Below are 21653 nucleotides of genomic sequence, written 5' to 3' on the forward strand. Positions count from 1 at the left end.
TAAACGGGCGGCGTGATGCTGAACAAATACCCTCTGTGGAAATACGTACTGATCCTGGCGGTGCTGGCGATCGGTTTTATTTATTCCGCTCCCAATCTATACCCTGATGATCCGGCCATTCAGGTCAGCGGCGCGAGCACCGCGTTGCAGGTCACTCAGGCGGATCTGGATCGTGCGAGCAAAGCGCTCACCGACGCAGGGATCAACGTCAAGGCAGCGACCATCGCGGCCAAGGGCAAGGGCGGCCTGTTGCGTCTGACCAAGCAGGAAGACCAGCTTCCAGCCAAGGACGTCGTGCGCAAGGCCCTGGGTGACGACTACGTCGTTGCATTGAACCTGGCACAAACCACCCCGCAATGGCTGCGCAACCTCGGCGCGCATCCGATGAAGCTGGGCCTGGACTTGTCCGGTGGTGTGCACTTCCTGCTGGAAGTGGACATGGAGAAAGCCCTCGACGCACGCCTGAAAGTCTACGAAGGCGATGTGAAGAGCCTGCTGCGTAAAGAGCGTCTGCGCTATCGCAGCCTGCCGCAGCTGGGCGGTGCCATTCAGCTGGGCTTCAGCGACGAAGCGACCCGTGAACAGGCCCGTGCGCTGATCCGCAAGAACTTCAACGATTTCGACATTGTTCCGGCTGACCTCAATGGTCAGGCGGTGCTGCGTCTGGCGATGACCCCGGCCAAGCTGGCGGAAATCCGTGAATACTCCATCAAGCAGAACTTGACCACGGTACGTAACCGCGTCAACGAGCTGGGTGTTGCCGAGCCTCTGGTTCAGCGCCAGGGCGCCAACCGTATCGTGGTTGAGCTGCCGGGCGTGCAGGACACCGCTGAAGCCAAGCGTATCCTGGGCAAGACGGCCAACCTTGAGTTCCGTCTGGCCGCCGAGCCGGGCGCTTCGAAAGCCACTTCCGAGTCTTTCGAGTTCCGTGAAGGCAATCGTCCTCCTGCGCTGATCGAGCGTGGCCTGATCATCACCGGGGACCAGGTGACCGACGCCCAGGCGGGCTTCGACGAGCATGGTCGTCCACAGGTGAACATCAAGCTCGATGGCCACGGCGGCGAGCTGATGAGCCGTTCGACTCGCAGCAACGTCGGTCGCAGCATGGCGGTGATCTTTATCGAGCAGAAGCCGACCACCACTTACACCAAGCAAGTGGTCGACGGTGTCGAGAAAGACGTGGCGGTACAGAGCTTCAAGGAAGAGAAGAAGATCATCAGCCTGGCGACCATTCAGTCGCCGCTGGGTAGCCAGTTCCGCATCACCGGCCTGAACGGCCAGGGCGAGTCCTCTGAGCTGGCGCTGCTGCTGCGTGCCGGTGGCCTGGCCGCGCCGATGTACTTCGCCGAAGAGCGCACCATCGGCCCGAGCCTGGGTGCCGACAACATCACCAAGGGTATCGATGCGTCGCTGTGGGGCATGCTGTTCGTGTCGCTGTTCATCATCGCCATCTACCGTTTCTTCGGCATCATCGCCACCGTGGCGCTGGCGCTGAACATGGTGCTGTTGCTGGCCCTGATGTCCTTGCTGGGGGCTACGCTGACCCTGCCGGGTATCGCCGGTATCGTGCTGACCATGGGTATGGCGGTGGACGCCAACGTACTGATCTTCTCGCGGATACGTGAAGAGATCGCCGCCGGCATGACCGTGCAGCGGGCAATCAACGAAGGCTTCGGCCGGGCATTCACCGCGATTCTCGACTCCAACCTGACCACATTGCTGGTCGGCGGGATTCTCTTTGCCATGGGCACCGGCCCGGTCAAGGGCTTTGCGGTGACCATGTCCCTCGGGATCTTTACCTCGATGTTCACGGCCATCTGGCTGACCCGCGCGATGGTCAACCTGATCTTCGGCGGTCGTGACTTCAAGAAGTTGTGGATTTAAGGGGCTGCCATGTTACGTACTATCAACTTCATGGGCGTGCGGAACGTTGCGTTCGGCGTCACTTTGCTCCTGACCGTTCTGGCGTTGTTCAGCTGGTTCCACAAGGGGTTGAACTACGGCCTGGACTTTACCGGCGGTACGCTCATCGAGCTGACCTACGAGCGTCCGGCGGATGTGATGAAGGTTCGTGCTCAACTGAGCGAGTCCGGCTATCACGAAGCGATCGTGCAAAGCTTCGGTGCGACCACCGACCTGCTGGTGCGGATGCCGGGTGAAGACCCGCAACTGGGCCACCAGGTGGCGGAGGCGCTGCAGAAGACCGGCGGCGACAACCCGGCGCAGGTCAAGCGCGTCGAGTTCGTTGGCCCGCAAGTGGGTGAAGAGCTGCGCGACCAGGGCGGCCTCGGCATGCTGATGGCGCTGGGCGGCATCCTGATCTACCTGGCCTTCCGCTTTCAGTGGAAGTTCGCGGTCGGCGCCATCGTCTCCCTGATCCACGACGTGGTGGTGACCGTGGGTATCCTGTCGTTCTTCCAGATCACCTTCGACCTGACGGTGCTGGCGGCGGTACTGGCGATCATCGGCTACTCGCTCAACGACACCATCGTGGTGTTCGACCGGGTGCGTGAGAACTTCCGTGTGCTGCGCAAGGCCAGCCTGATCGAGAACATCAACATCTCGACCACTCAGACCCTGTTGCGCACCATGGCGACCTCGATCTCCACCCTGCTGGCGATCGCGGCACTGCTGTTCTTCGGTGGCGACAACCTGTGGGGCTTCTCCATCGCCTTGTTCGTTGGTGTTCTGGCGGGTACCTACTCGTCGATCTACATCGCCAACGTGGTGCTGATCTGGCTGAACCTGAGCAGCGAGGACTTGATTCCTCCGGCCAATACCGAGAAGGAAGTCGACGACCGTCCATAACGGTTTTCCCTTCCCGGTAAGCAGTCGAAAAGGCGCGAGTATTGAACTCGCGCCTTTTTTTATGCTCCAAGGCTGGGAGAAGCGCGGGCTTGTCCCGCTTGTGAAGGTCAGGAGGTTCACGTGAACAAGTCGATGCTAGTTGGTGCGGTATTAGGTGCCGTCGCTGTGACTGCTGGGGGGGCTGTTGCCACCTACAAGCTGGTCAATAGTGGCCCTGAGTATGCGCAGGTGCTGGCAGTTCAGCCGGTCAAACAACAGATCAAAACACCGCGTGAAGTGTGCAAGGACGTCACCGTGACCCGTCAGGCTCCGGTGAAGGATCAGCATCAGATCGCCGGTACGGTGGTCGGTGCGCTGGCCGGTGGCCTTCTGGGCAACCAGATCGGCGGCGGCACAGGTAAGAAGATCGCCACGGTCGCCGGTGCGGTCGGCGGTGGTTACGCCGGTAACAAGGTGCAGGAAGGCATGCAGGAGCGTGACACCTACACCACCACTCAGACTCGCTGCAACACGGTCAACGACATCAGTGAAAAGGTCGTGGGTTATGACGTGAAGTACGAACTGAATGGCAAGCAGGGTCAGGTGCGTATGGACCGTGATCCAGGCAGCCAGATTCCGGTCAACAAGGAAGGTCAGTTGATCCTGGGCCAGAACCAGCCGGTGCAATAAGCCTTTCGGCGTCAATCAAAAAAAGCACCCTGCGGGGTGCTTTTTTATTGCCTGTGGCTTGGGTTTGCTTCTACAGAAAGAGTGTTTTCCGACAAATCCCAGGCATAAAAAAAGCACCCCGAGGGGTGCTTTTTTGTCGCTGGCGCTTAGCGCTTCAGCGAAGCCGGCAGGTGCGGCTGGATGGCGGTGAGGACCGCCTTGAAGCATTTGGTGTTGCCGGCAACCACGTGGCCTTTTTCCAGGAAGTCGTGACCGCCGGTGAAGTCGCTCACCAGGCCGCCGGCCTCTTGGATCAGCAGGGCGCCCGCCGCCATGTCCCACTCGGACAGGCCCGACTCCCAGAAGGCGTCGAAACGACCGGCAGCCACGTAGGCCAGGTCCAGGCTGGCAGCGCCGGCGCGGCGGATGCCGGCGGTCTGGCCGACCAGGGCGCGGAACATGCCCAGGTAGTTGTCGAGGTTGTCCATCTGGTCGTCACGGAACGGGAAGCCGGTACCCAGCAGGGCGCCATCCAGGCTGGTGCGGCCGCTAACGCGCAGGCGACGACCGTTCAGTTGGGCGCCGCGACCACGGCTGGCGGTGAATTCTTCCTGGCGCACCGGGTCCAGAACCACGGCGTGTTCCAGGCGACCGCGGTATTTGCAGGCGATGCTGACAGCGAAATGAGGAATGCCGCGCAGGAAGTTGGTGGTGCCGTCCAGCGGGTCGATGATCCACAGATAGTCTTCGCCTTCGCCGCTGCCAGCGTGCAGACCGGTTTCTTCGCCGAGAATACCGTGAGTCGGGTAGGCTTTGCGCAATGCGTCGATGATCTTCTGCTCGGCAGCACGATCAACTTCGGATACGTAGTCTTTGGCGTCTTTTTCGTCGACCTTGATGGTATCCAGGCGCTCGATGGAGCGGAAAATCAGTTCACTGGCGCTGCGGGCGGCGCGCAGCGCGATATTCAGCATTGGCTGCATGGATAGGTCACCTAAGGTTGTTAAAGAAAGCCGAGCATTCTAGCAGAAAACTTTTGCAGATGAAGGTCGACATTCGCTCCGCTTGCCTTGAACTGCCGCCCGGGCCCGTAAATACGCGCACATTTTGACGAGTGGCGGTTCGTCTGGAGCTGGTCGGCTTCTATAAGGTGCGATCCAGAAGCAGTTATTTTTGAGGCGGGAGTGCTGGCTGTTCTGTAAGATTTGCTCCCCTTTCCCGTGTCCGAGAGCGCCTCCCTTGCTGCAGAACATTCGTGTCGTCCTGGTCAATACCAGTCATCCCGGGAACATCGGCGGGGCTGCGCGTGCCATGAAGAACATGGGGCTGTCGCGGCTGGTGCTGGTCGAGCCGCAGATTTTCCCGTCCCATGAGGCCGATGCGCGCGCCTCCGGCGCTACCGACATTCTGGAAAACGCTCAAGTTGTCGCCACCCTGGAAGATGCCCTGGCCGGCTGCACCCTGGTGTTTGGCACCAGTGCCCGTGACCGGCGTATTCCCTGGCCGTTGCTCGATCCCCGGGAGTCCGGGGTCAAGGTGGTGCAGGAGGCAGGGCAGGGTGCCGAAATTGCCTTGGTCTTCGGTCGTGAGGATTCCGGCCTGACCAATGACGAATTGCAGCGATGTCATTTTCACGTGCATATCCCTTCGGACCCGGAGTTCAGCTCGCTGAACCTGGCGACGGCGGTGCAGGTACTGGCTTATGAAGTGCGTATGTCCTGGCTGGCGGCCGAAGGCCAGCCGAGCAAGGTCGAGAAGGATGAAGTGGCGTCGCCGCGCAGTGATGAGCTGGCGACCATGGATGAGCTGGAGCGGTTCTACGAGCATCTGGAGCAGACGCTGGTGGCCATTGACTTCCTCGATCCGGAAAAGCCACGGCACTTGATGGCGCGCCTGCGCCGGTTGTACGGACGCAGCTCGGTGAGCCGGGCGGAAATGAATATTTTGCGTGGCATCCTCACGGAGACCCAGAAAGCGGCCCGTGGCGAGCTCCTTAAGCGGAAGAATGATGATGTTTGAGCGTTTGCGTGAAGATATCCAGAGTGTTTTCCATCGTGACCCGGCGGCGCGTAATGCGTTCGAGGTCCTGACCTGCTACCCGGGCATGCACGCCATCTGGATTCATCGCCTGTCCGGCGCGTTGTGGGGTATGGGTTGGAAGTGGCTGGCGCGCCTGGTGTCGAACTTCGGGCGCTGGTTGACCGGGATCGAGATTCACCCGGGGGCCAAGGTCGGGCGCCGTTTCTTTATCGACCACGGCATGGGCATCGTCATTGGCGAGACCGCCGAGATCGGTGACGACGTCACCCTCTATCAGGGGGTGACCCTGGGCGGCACCAGTTGGAACAAGGGCAAGCGTCATCCGACCCTGGAAGATGGCGTGGTGGTGGGGGCGGGCGCCAAGGTGCTGGGGCCGTTCACTGTAGGGGCGGGCGCCAAGGTCGGCTCCAATGCGGTGGTGACCAAGGCGGTGCCGGCGGGCGCCACGGTGGTGGGTATTCCCGGGCGCATCATCGTCAAGTCCGATGACGAGCAGGAAGCCAAGCGCAAGGCCATGGCCGAGAAGCTCGGTTTCGACGCCTATGGGGTCAGCGAGGACATGCCGGACCCGGTGGCGCGGGCCATTGGCCAGTTGCTCGATCACTTGCAGGCCGTCGATGGACGTCTGGAGGGTATGTGCGGGGCCTTGAAGGATCTGGGCAGTAACTACTGTGCCAAGGATCTGCCGGCGCTGCGCGATGAGGACTTCGCGGGCGTCAAGGACAAGGGCGACAGCCAGGTCGGCTGAGCCTTTCGGGCGCTTTGGCGTTGATCGCGAGCGGGCTCGCTTTGTCGAAATGAGCCTGCTCGTGCAGCGCCCAAAAGGGCGTTGGCAACCCATTAGTCACCGAGCAAATCCAGGGCGTGCCATTACCCTGCAGACTTTGCTATGATTCGCGCGCTCTTTTGCGGGTAAACCTGACTAAAGTAGTAGGTCTTATAGTTGACTTAATTACTCGGGAATTGCATACTCGCTCCCATCCCGAAACACTCCGTGGTACTTGTCCATGCGACTGACTACAAAAGGCCGATACGCGGTAACAGCCATGCTTGACTTGGCGTTGCACGCGCAACATGGGCCGGTGTCCCTGGCCGATATCTCTGAGCGCCAAGGCATCTCCCTGTCCTATCTCGAACAGCTCTTCGCCAAGCTGCGCCGCAGCAATCTGGTGTCCAGCGTGCGTGGTCCAGGCGGTGGCTACCAGCTGTCGCGTGACATGCAAGGCATTCAGGTGGCCCAGGTGATCGATGCGGTGAACGAGTCGGTCGATGCAACCAAATGCCAGGGCCAGGGCGATTGCCATTCCGGCGACACCTGTCTGACCCACCACCTGTGGTGCGATCTGAGCCTGCAGATTCACGAATTTCTGAGCGGTATCAGCTTGGCTGACCTTGTGACTCGCCGTGAGGTGCAAGAAGTAGCCCAGCGTCAGGATCAGCGCCGCTGTAATGGCAAGGCGCAGCACCTGGACAAGATTGAAGCGTCCGCCGTCGAATGACAGCCAAAGAGCTAGCGGCACGCCAGCCAGCCTGATTTAGGAGAGAGTCCATGAAATTGCCGATTTACCTTGATTACTCAGCGACCACCCCGGTTGATCCGCGTGTCGCGCAAAAGATGAGTGAATGCCTGCTGGTCGACGGAAACTTCGGTAACCCGGCGTCCCGCTCCCACGTGTTCGGCTGGAAAGCCGAAGAGTCGGTGGAAAATGCCCGTCGCCAAGTGGCTGACCTGGTCAATGCCGACCCGCGTGAAATTGTCTGGACCTCCGGTGCCACCGAGTCCGACAACCTGGCAATCAAGGGTGTCGCGCATTTCTACCACACCAAGGGCAAACACCTGATCACCTCGAAGATCGAGCACAAGGCTGTCCTGGACACCATGCGCCAACTCGAGCGTGAAGGCTTCGAAGTCACCTACATCGAGCCGGGCGAAGACGGCCTGATCACTCCGGCCATGGTTGAAGCCGCCCTGCGCGATGACACCATCCTGGTTTCGATCATGCACGTGAACAACGAAATCGGCACCATCAACGACATCGCCGCCATTGGCGAGCTGACTCGTTCCAAAGGCATTCTGTTCCACGTCGACGCGGCTCAGTCCACCGGCAAGGTCGACATCGACCTGCAGGCGCTGAAAGTCGACCTGATGTCCTTCTCTGCCCACAAGACCTACGGTCCTAAAGGTATCGGTGCGCTGTACGTCAGCCGCAAGCCGCGGGTTCGCCTCGAAGCGACCATGCACGGCGGCGGTCACGAGCGCGGCATGCGTTCCGGCACCCTGGCCACCCACCAGATCGTTGGCATGGGCGAAGCCTTCCGTGTAGCCAAGGAAGACATGGCTGCCGAAAACCTGCGCATCAAGGCATTGAGCGACCGCTTCTACAAGCAGGTCGAGCACCTGGAGGAGCTGTACATCAACGGCAGCATGACCTCCCGCGTACCGCACAACCTGAACCTGAGCTTCAACTACGTCGAAGGCGAGTCGCTGATCATGGCGCTCAAGGACTTGGCGGTTTCCTCCGGTTCGGCCTGCACCTCGGCTTCGCTGGAGCCTTCGTATGTACTGCGCGCCCTGGGCCGCAACGACGAACTGGCACACAGCTCGATCCGCTTCACCTTCGGCCGCTTCACCACCGAAGAAGAAATCGATTATGCCGCGCAGAAAGTCTGCGAGGCCGTAACCAAGCTGCGCGCTCTGTCGCCGCTGTGGGACATGTACAAAGACGGCGTCGATATCTCGAAGATCGAGTGGGCGGCACACTAAATATAGAAGCCGCCAGGTACAGCTCCTGTAGCGACGCGGCGACTGACGCAGGCGTAACTACAGGGGCTCAAGAGCGGCCCTGATGAGTGAGGATTAAGAATCATGGCTTACAGCGAAAAGGTCATCGACCACTACGAGAACCCGCGCAACGTCGGCAAGATGAACGCGGAAGATCCTGATGTCGGCACCGGCATGGTCGGCGCTCCGGCGTGCGGCGACGTGATGCGCCTGCAGATCAAGGTCAACGAACAGGGCATCATCGAAGACGCCAAGTTCAAGACCTATGGTTGCGGTTCGGCTATCGCCTCCAGCTCCCTGGCTACCGAGTGGATGAAAGGCAAGACTCTGGATGAAGCAGAGACCATCAAGAACACTCAGCTGGCTGAAGAGCTGGCCCTGCCGCCAGTGAAAATCCACTGCTCGGTACTCGCCGAAGACGCCATCAAGGCCGCCGTTCGCGATTACAAGCAGAAGAAAGGCCTGATCTGATTTTCGCGGATCAGCTTTCACAGATTGAGCGACAAGTAAGGAGTCACGATGGCTATCAGCATGACAGAAGCGGCTGCTCAACACGTGCGGCGCTCCCTCAACGGGCGCGGCAAAGGTGATGGGATTCGTCTGGGTGTTCGCACCACGGGCTGTTCCGGCCTTGCCTATGTCCTGGAGTTCGTCGACGAGATCGGTGAAGACGATCAGGTGTTCGAGAGTCATGGCGAGAAAGTGATCATCGATCCGAAAAGCCTGACCTACCTGGATGGCACCGAACTGGACTTCGTCAAGGAAGGGTTGAACGAGGGCTTCAAGTTCAACAACCCCAACGTGCGCGGTGAATGTGGCTGCGGCGAAAGCTTCAACATCTGAGGCGGCTCGTGGGTACTCCTTGTCATTTCGCTTTATTTGAGCTGCAACCGAGCTTCCGCCTGGATCTCGAGCAGCTGGCCACGCGCTACCGTGAGTTGGCGCGTGCCGTTCATCCGGACCGCTTCGCTGACGCTTCCGAGCGTGAGCAGCGCCTGGCGCTGGAACAATCCGCCAGCCTCAACGAGGCCTACCAGACTCTCAAGAGTCCTCCCAAGCGCGCGCGATACCTGCTCGCGATGGGCGGCCATGAGCTGCCGCTGGAGGTCACGGTGCACGATCCGGAGTTCCTCCTGCAGCAGATGCAGTGGCGCGAAGAGCTCGAGGATCTGCAAGACGAGGCCGATCTGGCCGGTATCGCAGCTTTCAAGCGCCGCCTGAAAGTGGCCCAGGATGAATTGAACGAAAGCTTCGCAGCCTGTTGGGATGATGCTGCGCAACGCGAACAGGCCGAGCGCCTGATGCGGCGCATGCAGTTCCTCGACAAGCTCACCTACGAAGTGCGCCAGTTAGAAGAGCGCCTCGACGATTAACCCAGTGCCGCTCCGGTCGCACGCCTGATATACAGATAAGTCCAGATAAACATGGCCCTACTGCAGATCGCTGAACCCGGCCAAAGTCCTCAACCGCACCAGCGTCGCCTGGCTGTGGGGATCGACTTGGGTACTACCAATTCGCTGGTCGCTGCCTTGCGCAGTGGTCTTTCCGAGCCGCTGGCCGACGCCAGCGGGCAGGTCATCCTGCCGTCTGCCGTGCGCTATCACGCCGACCATGTCGAGGTGGGCGAGTCTGCCAGGCTGGCGGCGTCTGCCGATCCCCTGAACACCGTGTTGTCGGTCAAGCGCTTGATGGGGCGTGGTCTGTCCGACGTCAAGCAGTTGGGCGAGCAGCTGCCATACCGCTTCGTCGACGGCGAGTCGCACATGCCGTTCATCGACACCATCCAGGGCCCGAAAAGTCCGGTGGAAGTCTCCGCCGATATCCTTAAGGTCCTGCGCCAGCGCGCCGAGTCGACCCTGGGCGGTGAGCTGGTGGGGGCGGTGATTACCGTTCCGGCCTATTTCGACGATGCGCAGCGTCAAGCGACCAAGGATGCAGCCAAGCTGGCCGGTCTCAATGTGTTGCGTCTGCTCAACGAGCCGACCGCGGCGGCCGTGGCCTATGGTTTGGATCAACACGCCGAAGGCGTGGTGGCCATTTATGACTTGGGTGGCGGGACTTTCGATATTTCCATTCTGCGCCTGACCGGCGGTGTCTTCGAAGTGCTGGCCACCGGTGGCGACAGCGCCCTGGGCGGCGACGATTTCGATCATGCGATCGCCGGCTGGATCATCGAGAGCGCTGGGCTGTCCGCCGATCTCGATCCGGGCAAGCAGCGCAATCTGCTGCAAATCGCCTGTGCCGCCAAGGAAGCGCTTACCAATGCCCCATCGGTCGACGTGACCTATGGCGCCTGGTCGGCGCCGCTGACCCGCGAAGCCTTCGATGCCCTGATCGAGCCGATGGTGGCGCGCAGCCTCAAGGCCTGCCGTCGCGCCGTGCGTGATTCCAATGTCGAGCTGGAAGATGTCCAGGCGGTAGTCATGGTCGGCGGTTCGACTCGTGTTCCGCGGGTTCGCGAAGCCGTCGCCGAAATGTTCGGTCGCCAGCCGCTGACCGAGATCGACCCGGACCAGGTGGTGGCCATTGGTGCCGCGATCCAGGCCGATACCCTGGCCGGCAACAAGCGCGATGGTGGCGAACTGCTGCTGCTTGATGTGATTCCGCTGTCCCTGGGGCTGGAAACCATGGGTGGGTTGATGGAGAAGGTGATTCCGCGTAACACCACCATCCCTGTTGCCCGGGCCCAGGACTTCACCACTTACAAAGATGGCCAGTCGGCCATGATGATTCATGTGTTGCAGGGCGAGCGCGAGCTGATCAGCGACTGCCGTTCCCTGGCGCGTTTCGAACTGCGCGGTATTCCGGCCATGGTCGCCGGGGCAGCGAAGATCCGCGTGACCTTCCAGGTCGATGCCGACGGTCTGCTGAGCGTGTCCGCTCGTGAACTGGGCTCGGGCGTCGAAGCCAGCATCCAGGTCAAGCCCTCCTACGGCCTGACCGATGGCGAAATCGCCAGGATGCTCAAGGATTCCTTCCAGTACGCCAGCGACGACAAGGTCGCCCGCGTGCTGCGTGAGCAGCAGGTCGATGCCCAGCGCCTGATCGAGGCGGTGCAGGGTGCTTTGGACGCGGACGGCGAGCGTCTGTTGGATGCCGAAGAGCGCATGGTCATCGAGCTGCAAATGCAGGAATTGAGTGAATTGATGCGTGGCACCGATGGTTACGCCATCGAGCAGCAGACCAAGCGTCTGTCGCAAGTGACCGATGCTTTTGCTGCCCGCCGCCTGGACTCGACGGTGAAAGCCGCTCTGGCGGGGCGCAATCTGAATGAAATCGAGGAATAACTGATGCCGCAGATCATTTTTCTGCCACACGCCGTGTTTTGCCCGGATGGCCTGGTTGTAGAGGCTGCCCCGGGTACCTCGATTCTTGAAGTGGCGCATGACAACCACATCGAGATCGAGAGCGCCTGCGGCGGCGTCTGCGCCTGCACCACCTGCCATTGCATCGTTCGCGAGGGTTTCGACTCGCTGAACGAAGCCGACGAGCTGGAAGAAGACTTGCTGGACAAAGCCTGGGGCCTGGAGGCGCAATCGCGTCTATCCTGCCAGGCGATCGTCGGCGAGGAAGACCTGACCGTCGAAATTCCGAAATACTCGCTCAACCATGCAGCCGAAGCGCCGCACTGATTCAAGGAATCATCATGAGTCTGAAATGGGTTGATGTGCTGGAAATCGCGATCCAGCTGGCTGAATCCAAGCCGGATGTGGATCCGCGGTACGTAAACTTTGTCGATCTGCACCAATGGGTTCTGGCACTGCCGGAATTCAGCGACGATCCGGCTCGCGGTGGCGAGAAGGTTCTTGAAGCCATTCAGGCCGCCTGGATCGAAGAAGCAGACTGAGTCTGTCCTGTACGCAGTTAGGCAATCCCTATAAACCCGCGTATAATTCGCGGGTTTAATTTTTCGCTTTAATCACCGTTTCTGGAGTTACACCATGGCTGTTCAACGTACTTTCTCCATCATCAAGCCTGACGCTGTTGCAAAAAACGTCATCGGCGAGATCGTTACCCGTTTCGAAAAAGCTGGCCTGCGCGTTGTAGCTTCGAAAATGAAGCAACTGTCCAAAGCCGAAGCTGAAGGCTTCTACGCTGAGCACAGCGCTCGTGGCTTCTTCGGCGAGCTGGTTGCTTTCATGACTTCCGGTCCGGTTGTCGTTCAGGTTCTGGAAGGCGAAAACGCTATCGCTCTGAACCGTGAGCTGATGGGCGCTACCAACCCTAAAGAAGCTGCTGCCGGCACCATCCGCGCTGACTTCGCTGAATCCATCGACGCCAACGCCGTTCACGGTTCGGACTCCGAAGCCGCTGCTGCACGCGAAATCGCTTACTTCTTCGCTTCCACCGAAGTGACCACTCGCTAAGCCAAAGGCCCGTGAGTGAAGGTGAAACCATGACTACATCGACTGGCAAAACTAACCTGTTGGGTCTGACTCAACCGGAAATGGAAAAATTCTTCGACTCAATCGGGGAGAAGCGTTTCCGTGCCGGTCAGGTAATGAAATGGATTCACCACTTTGGCGTCGATGATTTCGACGCCATGACGAACGTCGGCAAGGCCTTGCGCGAAAAGCTCAAGGCCGTTGCCGAAATTCGTGGTCCGGAAGTGGTCAGCGAGGACATCTCCAGCGACGGCACCCGCAAGTGGGTGGTGCGCGTGGCGTCCGGCAGCTGCGTCGAGACCGTTTACATTCCCCAGGGAAAACGCGGCACCTTGTGCGTTTCGTCCCAGGCAGGCTGTGCCCTGGACTGCAGTTTCTGCTCCACCGGCAAGCAAGGCTTCAATAGCAACCTCACCGCCGCGGAAGTCATCGGCCAGGTGTGGATTGCCAACAAATCCTTTGGCAGCGTCCCGGCGACCGTCGACCGTGCCATCACCAACGTGGTGATGATGGGCATGGGTGAGCCGCTGCTGAACTTCGACAACGTCATCTCGGCCATGCACCTGATGATGGACGACCTGGGCTACGGCATCTCCAAGCGCCGCGTGACCCTGTCGACCTCCGGCGTGGTACCGATGATCGATGAGCTGGCCAAGCACATCGACGTTTCCCTGGCGTTGTCCCTGCACGCACCGAACGATGCGCTGCGCAACCAGCTGGTACCGATCAACAAGAAGTACCCGCTGAAGATGCTGCTCGAGTCCTGCCAGCGCTACATGTCGTCGCTGGGCGAGAAACGTGTGCTGACGATTGAGTACACGCTGCTCAAGGACGTCAATGATAAGGTTGAACACGCTGTCGAGATGATCGCGTTGCTCAAGGACATTCCTTGCAAGATCAACCTGATCCCGTTCAACCCGTTCCCGCATTCCGGTTATGAGCGGCCGAGCAACAACGCCATTCGCCGGTTCCAGGATCAACTGCATCACGCAGGCTTCAACGTCACCGTGCGCACCACGCGCGGCGAAGACATCGATGCGGCCTGTGGACAACTGGTCGGGCAGGTGCTGGATCGCACCCGTCGTAGCGAACGTTATATCGCCGTGCGCGAGTTGAGCGCCGACGCCGATATGCCGCAAAGCGCTGCGAATCGTACCTGAGAGAGGATCTCCATGACCTTGCGCGTCGCGCTGCTTCTGCTTTTTGTCAGCCTGTCGGCTGGCTGTGTTCTTTCGGGGGATTTCAACCCGATGAAGACAAGCAAGGGGCGGGACGAGGCGCGTGAGGCTTATGTTCAGCTGGGCTTGGGATATCTGCAACAAGGTATGACCGAGCGGGCGAAAGTACCGCTGAAAAAGGCCCTGGAGCTGGACGAGTCCGACGCTGATGCCAATGCCGCCCTGGCGCTGGTGTTCCAGGCTGAAATGGAACCCGAGCTGGCGGACCAGCATTACCGCAAGGCCCTGGCTGCGCGTCCCTCCGATGCCCGTATCCTGAACAACTACGGCAGTTTTCTCTTTGAAGAAAAACGTTACAAAGATGCTTATCAGCGCTTTGAACAGGCGGCTGCTGATACCCTGTACCCCGAGCGATCCCGAGTATTCGAGAACCTTGGCATGACCGCCGCGATGCTGGGTGAGCGTGACCTGGCCCGGCAACACCTGGAAAAAGCCCTGCGCCTGAACCGCCAGCAGCCTCGCGCATTGCTGGAAATGGCTGAGTTGTCTTTCGAAGACAGGCATTATGTGCCCGCACGCGACTATTACGATCGTTTTAGCCTGCTGAGCGAGCAAAATGCACGTAGTCTATTGCTCGGCGTTCGGCTGGCAACGGTGTTTGAAGATCGCGACAAGGCCGCCAGTTACGGCCTGCAATTAAAACGACTCTATCCCGGTACGCCGGAATATCAGCAATACCTGTCGGAGCAATGATGAAAGCGGCGCATCCCGAAGTTCTAGCAGCGACTCGCGTCAACCCCGGTGAGACCCTGCGTCAGGCCCGCGAAAGCAATGGTTGGTCGCTGGCTGAAGTGGCCCTCAAGCTCAATCTGACCGCAAACTCGTTGAGCAACCTGGAAGCCGGCGCTTTCGACAAACTGCCGGGGCATACCTTCGCCCGCGGTTATATCCGTGCCTATGCCAAGTTGCTGGGGATGGACCAGGCCGTTCTGGTCCAGGCCTTCGACCAATACACGGGCACCGATTCCCAGGGCAGCAATGTGCACAGCCTCGGCCGTATCGAAGAGCCAGTACGGGTTTCCCACACCATTTTGCGCATCGTCAGCCTGTTGCTGCTGATCGCGGTGATCGGTGGTGGCTTTATCTGGTGGCAGGATCAAACGTCCGTGCGCACCAAGGAGCTGGTTGGCCTCAATCAGGAACATGTCGAAGTCGAAGGGGCCGACGGTACCACGCAGATTCATCCGATCGACGAGCCGGAAGACCAGGCGGTCGTGGAAGGTCAGACCGAGGGCGAAACCGCCCTGGCCCTGCCTGAAACCCCGGCTCCAGGCCAGGCCGCTGCGGATGCCGCGGCCCCTGCGCCAAGCGCTCCGGCTGCCACACCTGCGGCCCCGGTTGCTCCTGCTCCAGTGGTCGTGGCACCGGTGGCACCAGCACCGAGCGCTCCGGCCGCGCCTGCCCCTGTAGCGCCTGTGGTCGCAGCAGCGACTATTCCGGCTGCCCCGGCAGCTCCAACTGCGCCCGCCGCCGCGCCTGTAGCCGGCGCGGGTCAGGTACAGATCCAGTTCACAGCCGATTGCTGGACCCAGATCACCGACGGCAGCGGTAAAGTGCTGTTGAGTGGCCTGAAGCGCAAGGGCGAGACCGCCGATGTTTCCGGCAAGCCGCCATTTGCCGTGCGCCTGGGTTATGCCCGTGGTGCGCAGGTCAGCTACAACGGACAAGCGGTCGATGTGGCTCCGTTCACCAGTGGCGAGACTGCTCGCCTGAAGTTAGGTCAATAAGTCATGCACGGCGAATCTCCAATCAAACGTCGCGAGTCCCGCAAGATCTGGGTCGGCTCGGTACCCGTGGGTGGCGATGCCCCCATTGCCGTGCAGAGCATGACCAACAGCGACACCAACGATGTGGCGGCCACTGTGGCCCAGATCAACCGTCTGGAAGCCGCCGGTGTCGATATCGTGCGGGTTTCCGTACCGGATATGGACGCGGCCGAAGCTTTTGGCCGTATCAAGCAGCAGGTCAAGGTGCCGCTGGTTGCCGACATCCACTTCGACTACAAGATAGCCTTGCGCGTGGCCGAACTGGGCGTCGATTGCTTGCGGATCAACCCCGGCAACATCGGTCGTGAAGACCGCGTGCGTGCGGTGGTGGATGCGGCCCGTGATCGCGGGATCCCGATCCGTATCGGCGTCAACGCCGGTTCCCTGGAAAAGGACCTGCAGAAGAAATATGGCGAGCCCACCCCGGCGGCGCTGGTGGAGTCTGCCCTGCGTCACGTCGAGCACCTTGAGCGCCTGAACTTCAAGGACTTCAAGGTCAGTGTGAAAGCCTCCGACGTGTTCATGGCCGTCGAAGCCTATCGCCTGCTGGCCAAGGAAATCATCCAGCCGCTGCACCTGGGTATCACCGAAGCCGGCGGTTTGCGTTCAGGCACGGTGAAATCCGCCGTGGGCCTCGGTATGCTGCTGGCCGAAGGGATTGGCGATACTATTCGCATCTCGTTGGCGGCCGACCCGGTCGAAGAAGTGAAAGTCGGCTACGACATTCTCAAGTCCCTGCATCTGCGTTCCCGTGGCATCAACTTCATCGCCTGCCCGAGCTGCTCGCGGCAGAATTTCGATGTGGTCAAGACCATGAACGAACTGGAAGGGCGTCTCGAGGATCTGCTGGTACCGCTGGACGTGGCAGTCATCGGTTGTGTGGTCAACGGTCCGGGCGAAGCCAAAGAGGCGCATATCGGCCTGACCGGCGGGACGCCGAACCTGATTTACATCGACGGCAAGCCGTCGCAGAAACTGACGAATGACAATCTTGTGGATCAACTGGAAAAGCTGATCCGCGAGAAAGCGGCCGAAAAGGTCGAAGCCGACGCAGCGCTGATCGCGCGCGGCTAATCGAACGAATTAAGGATTTTTTGTGAGCAAGTCTCTGCAAGCCATTCGTGGCATGAACGACATCCTGCCCGAGCAGACGCCCCTGTGGCGCTATTTCGAGGGCACCGTTGCGCGGTTGCTGGATAACTACGGTTACAAGCAGATCCGTATGCCGATCGTCGAGTTCACCGAGTTGTTCAAGCGCTCCATCGGTGAAGTGACCGACATCGTCGAAAAAGAGATGTACACCTTCGACGACCGTAACGGCGACTCCCTGACCCTGCGTCCGGAAGGCACCGCGGCGTGCGTGCGCGCTGTGCTCGAGCATGGCATCACTGGCGGTGGCCAGGTGCAGAAACTCTGGTACATCGGCCCGATGTTCCGTCACGAGCGTCCGCAGAAAGGCCGTTATCGCCAGTTCCACCAGATCGGTTGCGAAGTCTTCAACCTCGACGGTCCGGACATCGACGCCGAACTGATCGTGCTGACCTGGCGCCTGTGGGGCGAACTGGGTATCCGTGACGCGGTCAAGCTCGAGCTGAACAGCCTGGGAACCGCCGAAGCCCGTGCGCGTTATCGCGATGCGCTGGTGACGTTCCTCTCGGCACGCATGGACAAGCTCGACGAAGACAGCCAGCGTCGCCTGAAAACCAACCCGCTGCGCGTGCTCGACACCAAGAACCCGGACACTCAAGCCGTACTGGTGGACGCGCCGAAGCTGGCCGATTACCTGGACGAAGAGTCCCGCGTGCACTTCGAGGGGCTCAAGGCCCGTCTGGATGCCGCTGGTATCCCTTATGTGATCAACCCGAAGCTGGTGCGCGGGCTGGATTACTACAGCAAGACCGTTTTCGAATGGGTCACCGACAAGCTCGGTGCCCAGGGCACCGTCTGTGCCGGCGGCCGCTACGACGGCCTGGTCGAGCAGATGGGCGGCAAGCCTACCCCAGGTGTCGGTTTCGCCATGGGAATCGAGCGTCTGGTACTGCTGCTGGAAACCCTGGAGCAGATCCCGGAAGAGATCTCGCGCCAGGTCGACGTTTACCTCTGCGCCTTCGGGGAAGCCGCCGAACTGGCTGCTCTGGCGCTGAGCGAACGGGTTCGTGATCAATTGCCCAACCTGCGCCTGCAGATCAACGCTGGCGCCGGCAGCTTCAAGAGCCAGTTCAAAAAGGCCGACAAGAGCGGTGCGTTGTACGCATTGATCCTCGGTGACGACGAACTGGCCCAGCAAGTGGTAGGTTTCAAACCCCTGCGTGGCCAGGGCGAACAACAAAGCATTGCCTGGGATGCGCTCGCTGCACACCTGGCCACCTGCGTCGTGCAGGGTTGAAGCTGTCAAACAGCCGATTTAGCGAATAAGGAGTATTGGGGTGTCGAGTACCGAAGATGAACAGCTGGCGGATTTGAAGGACTGGTGGCAGCGCAACGGCAAGCCCCTGGTCACCGGCGGCCTGTTGGCGCTGGTCATCGTGTTCGGCTGGCAGGCCTGGCACAAGTATCAGAACAATCAATCGCAAGGCGCCTCGATGCTCTATCAGCAATTGCTGGAGACCACGCTGACGCCTGACGGCAAGCCGGATGCAGCCCGTGTTGCAGACCTGGCCGGCAAGCTCAACAGTGAGTTCGGCGGTACTGCCTACGCGCAATACGGCAGCCTGTTCGTCGCCAAGGTGGCGGTCGACACCGGCAAGCTGGACGACGCAGCGACCGAGCTCAAAGCCATCGCCGACAAGCCGGCCAACCCGACGCTGGGCGAAATCGCCCGTCAGCGCCTGGCTCAGGTCCTGGCGGCGCAGAACAAGGCCGATGAAGCGCTGAAGCTGCTCGAAGGCGATGCCGACAAGGCATTCCTGGCCACTCGCGAAGAGCTCAAGGGCGACCTGCTGGTCCAATTGGGCCGTACCGACGAAGCCCATGCTGCGTATGAAAAAGCCAAGGCCGCGCTGTCCGATGAAGCGGCGGTCGGTGGCCTACAAATCAAGCTGGACGACCTGGCCAAAGGGGATGCGTGACGTGATCCGTTGGAAACATGCAGCATTGCTGGCTCTGGCCGTTCTGGCCGCGGGTTGCAGCAGCAACAGCAAGAAAGAATTGCCCCCTGCCGAACTGGTCGACTTCAAAGAAGAAGTGGTCCTGCAGAAACAGTGGAGCCGTTCGGTCGGTGACGGCCAGGGCGAAACCTACAACATGCTGGTTCCGGCGATCGACGGCAGCACCATCTACGCCGCCGACGTCACTGGCGTGGTAGAGGCACTGGATCGCATGAACGGCGACGTCAAATGGAAACAGGACCTGGAGTTGCCTGTGTCCGGTGCCGTTGGCGTGGGTTATGGCCTGGTCATGATCGGTACCCTCAAGGGCGAAGTGGTCGCTCTGGACGCTTCGAGCGGCGAAGAGAAGTGGCGCGCGCGGGTGACCAGTGAAGTACTGGCTCCGCCGTCCACCAATGGCGATGTGGTGGTGGTCCAGACCCAGGATGACCGTGTGATCGGCCTCGATGCCGCCACCGGCAACCAGATGTGGGTCTACGACAGCACCCCAGCGGTACTGACCCTGCGCGGCACCAGTGCGCCAATCACCACCAATCGCCTGGCGGTCGCCGGTCTGTCGACCGGTAAAGTGGTGGCCCTGGATATCCGCAACGGCGTGCCGGTGTGGGAGCAGCGCGTGGCTATTCCGCAAGGTCGTTCCGAGCTGGATCGCGTGGTCGACATCGACGGTGGCCTGCTGTTGTCCGGCGGCACCCTGTATGTCGCCAGCTACCAGGGTCGCGTAGCGGCGCTGGACCTGGAAAGCGGTCGTCCGCTCTGGCAGCGCGATGCTTCCAGCTATGCGGGTGTCGCTCAAGGTTTCGGCAGCGTCTATGTGAGCCTGTCCTCCGGCACCGTCGAAAGCATCGACGAGCGTTCCACCACTGCGTTGTGGAGCAACGACTCGCTGGCCCGCCGTCAACTGTCGGCCCCGGAAGTCTTCTCCAGCTACGTGGCGGTCGGTGACCTGGAAGGTTACCTGCACCTGCTGAGCCAGGTTGACGGTCGCTTCGTTGGCCGTGAGCGTATCGACAGCGATGGTCTGCGTGCGCGTCCGCTGGTAGTGGGCAACATGATTTATGTGTATGGCAACAGCGGCAAACTGGAAGCCCTGACCATCAAGTAATGGTTTGACTATGCTTGGGGTTGATCCCCAAGCGGCCTTGCCCCGGCAAGGTTCGCAGCACGTCACGTGCTGCCCCGAGCACCAGCCGCTGCCTCGCAGCGGCTTTTGTATTTTCTGAATTAACGCAGTGGAGAGCCGCATGGTTCCCGTAATCGCCCTGGTGGGCCGACCGAACGTCGGCAAGTCCACCTTGTTCAACCGCCTGACTCGGACTCGCGACGCCATTGTCGGCGACCTGTCCGGTCTGACCCGTGATCGCCAATACGGTGAGGCCAAGTGGCAAGGGCGTACCTACATTCTGATCGACACCGGCGGTATCTCCGGTGACGAGCATGGCATGGACGAAAAGATGGCCGAGCAGTCGCTGCTGGCCATCGAAGAAGCCGATGTCGTCCTGTTCCTGGTAGATGCCAAGGCCGGTTTCACCGCGGCCGACCAGATGATCGGCGAGCACCTGCGCAAACGTAACAAGACCTCTTACGTGATCGCCAACAAGGTCGACAATATCGACCCTGACATGGCACGTGCCGAGTTCGCCCCGCTGGGCATGGGCGACGCGATCCCGATCGCCGGTGCTCACGGTCGTGGTATCACGCAGATGCTGGAAATCGCCCTGCGCGAGTTCCCGAAAGACGACGCAGACGAGCCGGAAGAGGGCGAGGAAGAAGTCGTAGCCGAAGGCGAGGAAGCCAAGCGCATTCCGGGTCCGAGCGAAAAAGACGGGATCAAGATCGCCATCATCGGTCGGCCGAACGTGGGCAAGTCTACCCTGGTCAACCGCATGCTCGGCGAAGACCGGGTCATCGTCTACGACCAGCCGGGCACCACCCGCGACAGTATCTACATTCCCTTCGAGCGTAACGAAGAGAAGTACACGCTGATCGACACCGCCGGTGTGCGCAAGCGCGGCAAGATCCACGAGGAAGTTGAAAAGTTCTCGGTGGTCAAGACCCTGCAGGCGATCAAGGACGCCAACGTGGTGATCTTCGTCATGGACGCCCGCGAAGGCGTGGTCGACCACGACCTGAACCTGCTGGGCTTTGCCCTGGAAGCAGGCCGGGCCCTGGTCATCGCCCTGAACAAATGGGATGGCATGGACCCGCGCGAGCGTGACTATGTGAAGACCGAGCTGGAGCGTCGGCTGTTCTTCGTCGACTTCGCCGACATCCACTTCATCTCGGCGTTGCACGGTACTGGCGTGGGCAACCTCTACCAGTCGGTGCAGAACTCCTTCAAGTCCGCGGTAACCCGCTGGCCGACCAGCCGCCTGACGCAGATCCTCGAAGACGCCGTGAGCGAGCACGCGCCACCGATGGTCAACAACCGTCGCATCAAGCTGCGTTATGCCCACCTGGGTGGTGCCAACCCGCCGCTGATCGTGATCCACGGCAACCAGGTGGAGAAGGTGCCGAAGTCCTATGTGCGCTACCTGGAAAACACCTACCGGCGTGTTCTGAAGCTGGTCGGTACGCCGATCCGCATCGAATTCAAGGGCGGCGAAAACCCGTACGAAGGCAACAAGAACACGCTCACCGACCGTCAGGTCAACAAGAAGCGTCGTTTGATGACACACCACAAGAAGGCCGAGAAGAAGCGCAAGGACAAGCGCTGACACAGCGCTTCGAGTTGCAAGCCACAAGCTACAAGTAGAAAAGTGGCAAGGGCTTTCAGCTTATGGCTTACAGCTTGTAGCAGCGATTAAAAAGGGTCCTTGAGGGACCCTTTTTTAATCGCCGCCCTTTGGGCTATTCTCGGGACCTCCCCGAGCCGCCGT

Annotated in this window: 23 protein-coding genes; 22 read left to right on the forward strand and 1 reads right to left on the reverse strand. The window is 60.5% G+C overall.

Annotation, left to right across the window (positions count from 1 at the left end):
- Positions 1-15 precede the first annotated feature (15 nt).
- The 3 genes from secD (at position 16) to J4E58_RS11065 (ending at position 3477) form a co-directional block, all read left to right on the forward strand.
- Positions 16-1884, forward strand: coding sequence for a protein translocase subunit SecD (secD, locus tag J4E58_RS11055; RefSeq protein ID WP_007929511.1), 1869 nt, complete (start codon positions 16-18; stop codon positions 1882-1884).
- Between the two features lie 9 nt (positions 1885-1893).
- Positions 1894-2808 (forward strand): protein translocase subunit SecF, encoded by a 915-nt coding sequence (secF, locus tag J4E58_RS11060; protein ID WP_007929512.1) that lies wholly within the window; start codon positions 1894-1896, stop codon positions 2806-2808.
- Between the two features lie 120 nt (positions 2809-2928).
- Positions 2929-3477, forward strand: coding sequence for a glycine zipper 2TM domain-containing protein (locus J4E58_RS11065; RefSeq protein ID WP_007929513.1), 549 nt, complete (start codon positions 2929-2931; stop codon positions 3475-3477).
- A gap of 146 nt (positions 3478-3623) precedes the next feature.
- On the opposite strand, the gene suhB is transcribed toward J4E58_RS11065, so the two are convergent.
- Complete coding sequence (gene suhB, locus J4E58_RS11070) at positions 3624-4439, reverse strand: inositol-phosphate phosphatase (protein WP_007929514.1); 816 nt, start codon at positions 4437-4439, stop codon at positions 3624-3626.
- A gap of 256 nt (positions 4440-4695) precedes the next feature.
- On the opposite strand from suhB, the gene trmJ reads away from it, so the two are divergent.
- The 19 genes from trmJ to der all read left to right on the forward strand — a co-directional run bounded on the left by trmJ (position 4696) and on the right by der (position 21491).
- Positions 4696-5475 (forward strand): tRNA (cytosine(32)/uridine(32)-2'-O)-methyltransferase TrmJ, encoded by a 780-nt coding sequence (gene trmJ / locus J4E58_RS11075; RefSeq protein ID WP_087090044.1) that lies wholly within the window; start codon positions 4696-4698, stop codon positions 5473-5475.
- The gene (cysE, locus tag J4E58_RS11080; protein ID WP_007929518.1) at positions 5468-6244 is read left to right on the forward strand and encodes a serine O-acetyltransferase; all 777 of its coding nucleotides are present in this window, start codon (positions 5468-5470) and stop codon (positions 6242-6244) included. Before trmJ ends, cysE begins: the two co-directional genes overlap by 8 nt.
- A 259-nt stretch (positions 6245-6503) precedes the next feature.
- A complete protein-coding gene (iscR, locus tag J4E58_RS11085; RefSeq protein ID WP_009045442.1) occupies positions 6504-6995 on the forward strand; it encodes a Fe-S cluster assembly transcriptional regulator IscR in 492 nt (163 codons plus the stop codon).
- A gap of 50 nt (positions 6996-7045) precedes the next feature.
- The gene (locus tag J4E58_RS11090) at positions 7046-8260 is read left to right on the forward strand and encodes an IscS subfamily cysteine desulfurase (RefSeq protein ID WP_009045441.1); all 1215 of its coding nucleotides are present in this window, start codon (positions 7046-7048) and stop codon (positions 8258-8260) included.
- 102 nt (positions 8261-8362) lie between these two features.
- Complete coding sequence (gene iscU, locus J4E58_RS11095) at positions 8363-8749, forward strand: Fe-S cluster assembly scaffold IscU (protein WP_007929523.1); 387 nt, start codon at positions 8363-8365, stop codon at positions 8747-8749.
- A 48-nt stretch (positions 8750-8797) separates the two neighbouring features.
- Entirely contained in the window at positions 8798-9121 is a 324-nt protein-coding gene (gene iscA, locus J4E58_RS11100; RefSeq protein WP_007929524.1) for an iron-sulfur cluster assembly protein IscA, read from the forward strand.
- 8 nt (positions 9122-9129) lie between these two features.
- Positions 9130-9651: a co-chaperone HscB gene (gene hscB, locus J4E58_RS11105; protein ID WP_007929525.1), complete on the forward strand. Its 522-nt coding sequence runs from the start codon at positions 9130-9132 to the stop codon at positions 9649-9651.
- Between the two features lie 51 nt (positions 9652-9702).
- On the forward strand, positions 9703-11565 hold the full coding sequence (hscA, locus tag J4E58_RS11110) for a Fe-S protein assembly chaperone HscA (protein ID WP_087090046.1): 1863 nt from the start codon (positions 9703-9705) through the stop codon (positions 11563-11565).
- A 3-nt stretch (positions 11566-11568) separates the two neighbouring features.
- Positions 11569-11910 (forward strand): ISC system 2Fe-2S type ferredoxin, encoded by a 342-nt coding sequence (gene fdx, locus J4E58_RS11115; RefSeq protein ID WP_009045439.1) that lies wholly within the window; start codon positions 11569-11571, stop codon positions 11908-11910.
- A 14-nt stretch (positions 11911-11924) separates the two neighbouring features.
- On the forward strand, positions 11925-12125 hold the full coding sequence (iscX, locus tag J4E58_RS11120) for a Fe-S cluster assembly protein IscX (protein WP_007929528.1): 201 nt from the start codon (positions 11925-11927) through the stop codon (positions 12123-12125).
- A 94-nt stretch (positions 12126-12219) separates the two neighbouring features.
- Positions 12220-12645 (forward strand): nucleoside-diphosphate kinase, encoded by a 426-nt coding sequence (gene ndk / locus J4E58_RS11125; RefSeq protein ID WP_007929529.1) that lies wholly within the window; start codon positions 12220-12222, stop codon positions 12643-12645.
- A gap of 29 nt (positions 12646-12674) precedes the next feature.
- The gene (gene rlmN / locus J4E58_RS11130; RefSeq protein WP_007929531.1) at positions 12675-13823 is read left to right on the forward strand and encodes a 23S rRNA (adenine(2503)-C(2))-methyltransferase RlmN; all 1149 of its coding nucleotides are present in this window, start codon (positions 12675-12677) and stop codon (positions 13821-13823) included.
- Positions 13824-13835: 12 nt separating this feature from the next.
- The gene (pilW, locus tag J4E58_RS11135; RefSeq protein WP_053262508.1) at positions 13836-14594 is read left to right on the forward strand and encodes a type IV pilus biogenesis/stability protein PilW; all 759 of its coding nucleotides are present in this window, start codon (positions 13836-13838) and stop codon (positions 14592-14594) included.
- Complete coding sequence (locus tag J4E58_RS11140; protein WP_087090048.1) at positions 14594-15628, forward strand: RodZ family helix-turn-helix domain-containing protein; 1035 nt, start codon at positions 14594-14596, stop codon at positions 15626-15628. The genes pilW and J4E58_RS11140 overlap by 1 nt, the downstream gene beginning before the upstream one ends.
- A gap of 3 nt (positions 15629-15631) precedes the next feature.
- The gene (gene ispG, locus J4E58_RS11145; protein WP_007929536.1) at positions 15632-16741 is read left to right on the forward strand and encodes a flavodoxin-dependent (E)-4-hydroxy-3-methylbut-2-enyl-diphosphate synthase; all 1110 of its coding nucleotides are present in this window, start codon (positions 15632-15634) and stop codon (positions 16739-16741) included.
- A gap of 22 nt (positions 16742-16763) precedes the next feature.
- Complete coding sequence (gene hisS / locus J4E58_RS11150; protein WP_009045435.1) at positions 16764-18053, forward strand: histidine--tRNA ligase; 1290 nt, start codon at positions 16764-16766, stop codon at positions 18051-18053.
- Positions 18054-18093: 40 nt separating this feature from the next.
- Positions 18094-18735: a tetratricopeptide repeat protein gene (locus tag J4E58_RS11155; RefSeq protein WP_007929540.1), complete on the forward strand. Its 642-nt coding sequence runs from the start codon at positions 18094-18096 to the stop codon at positions 18733-18735.
- On the forward strand, positions 18728-19879 hold the full coding sequence (gene bamB / locus J4E58_RS11160) for an outer membrane protein assembly factor BamB (RefSeq protein ID WP_009045434.1): 1152 nt from the start codon (positions 18728-18730) through the stop codon (positions 19877-19879). The genes J4E58_RS11155 and bamB overlap by 8 nt, the downstream gene beginning before the upstream one ends.
- A 139-nt stretch (positions 19880-20018) precedes the next feature.
- The gene (gene der / locus J4E58_RS11165; protein ID WP_007929542.1) at positions 20019-21491 is read left to right on the forward strand and encodes a ribosome biogenesis GTPase Der; all 1473 of its coding nucleotides are present in this window, start codon (positions 20019-20021) and stop codon (positions 21489-21491) included.
- The last annotated feature ends 162 nt before the right edge of the window (positions 21492-21653 follow it).

Origin of the sequence: Pseudomonas sp. FW305-25, from assembly GCF_017351415.1 — a bacterium.
Taxonomy (GTDB): Bacteria; Pseudomonadota; Gammaproteobacteria; order Pseudomonadales; family Pseudomonadaceae; genus Aquipseudomonas; species Aquipseudomonas chlororaphis.

What these genes read in the sequence shown, in the direction of transcription:
- fdx (WP_009045439.1), top strand. Translation starts at nt 11,569, where the DNA reads ATGCCGCAGATCATTTTTCTGCCACACGCCGTGTTTTGCCCGGATGGC.
- secD (WP_007929511.1), top strand. Translation starts at nt 16, where the DNA reads ATGCTGAACAAATACCCTCTGTGGAAATACGTACTGATCCTGGCGGTG.
- iscR (WP_009045442.1), top strand. Translation starts at nt 6,504, where the DNA reads ATGCGACTGACTACAAAAGGCCGATACGCGGTAACAGCCATGCTTGAC.
- ndk (WP_007929529.1), top strand. Translation starts at nt 12,220, where the DNA reads ATGGCTGTTCAACGTACTTTCTCCATCATCAAGCCTGACGCTGTTGCA.
- cysE (WP_007929518.1), top strand. Translation starts at nt 5,468, where the DNA reads ATGTTTGAGCGTTTGCGTGAAGATATCCAGAGTGTTTTCCATCGTGAC.
- iscX (WP_007929528.1), top strand. Translation starts at nt 11,925, where the DNA reads ATGAGTCTGAAATGGGTTGATGTGCTGGAAATCGCGATCCAGCTGGCT.
- der (WP_007929542.1), top strand. Translation starts at nt 20,019, where the DNA reads ATGGTTCCCGTAATCGCCCTGGTGGGCCGACCGAACGTCGGCAAGTCC.
- pilW (WP_053262508.1), top strand. Translation starts at nt 13,836, where the DNA reads ATGACCTTGCGCGTCGCGCTGCTTCTGCTTTTTGTCAGCCTGTCGGCT.
- J4E58_RS11140 (WP_087090048.1), top strand. Translation starts at nt 14,594, where the DNA reads ATGAAAGCGGCGCATCCCGAAGTTCTAGCAGCGACTCGCGTCAACCCC.
- iscA (WP_007929524.1), top strand. Translation starts at nt 8,798, where the DNA reads ATGGCTATCAGCATGACAGAAGCGGCTGCTCAACACGTGCGGCGCTCC.
- ispG (WP_007929536.1), top strand. Translation starts at nt 15,632, where the DNA reads ATGCACGGCGAATCTCCAATCAAACGTCGCGAGTCCCGCAAGATCTGG.
- suhB (WP_007929514.1), bottom strand. Translation starts at nt 4,439, where the DNA reads ATGCAGCCAATGCTGAATATCGCGCTGCGCGCCGCCCGCAGCGCCAGT.
- rlmN (WP_007929531.1), top strand. Translation starts at nt 12,675, where the DNA reads ATGACTACATCGACTGGCAAAACTAACCTGTTGGGTCTGACTCAACCG.
- secF (WP_007929512.1), top strand. Translation starts at nt 1,894, where the DNA reads ATGTTACGTACTATCAACTTCATGGGCGTGCGGAACGTTGCGTTCGGC.
- hscA (WP_087090046.1), top strand. Translation starts at nt 9,703, where the DNA reads ATGGCCCTACTGCAGATCGCTGAACCCGGCCAAAGTCCTCAACCGCAC.
- J4E58_RS11090 (WP_009045441.1), top strand. Translation starts at nt 7,046, where the DNA reads ATGAAATTGCCGATTTACCTTGATTACTCAGCGACCACCCCGGTTGAT.
- bamB (WP_009045434.1), top strand. Translation starts at nt 18,728, where the DNA reads ATGCGTGACGTGATCCGTTGGAAACATGCAGCATTGCTGGCTCTGGCC.
- iscU (WP_007929523.1), top strand. Translation starts at nt 8,363, where the DNA reads ATGGCTTACAGCGAAAAGGTCATCGACCACTACGAGAACCCGCGCAAC.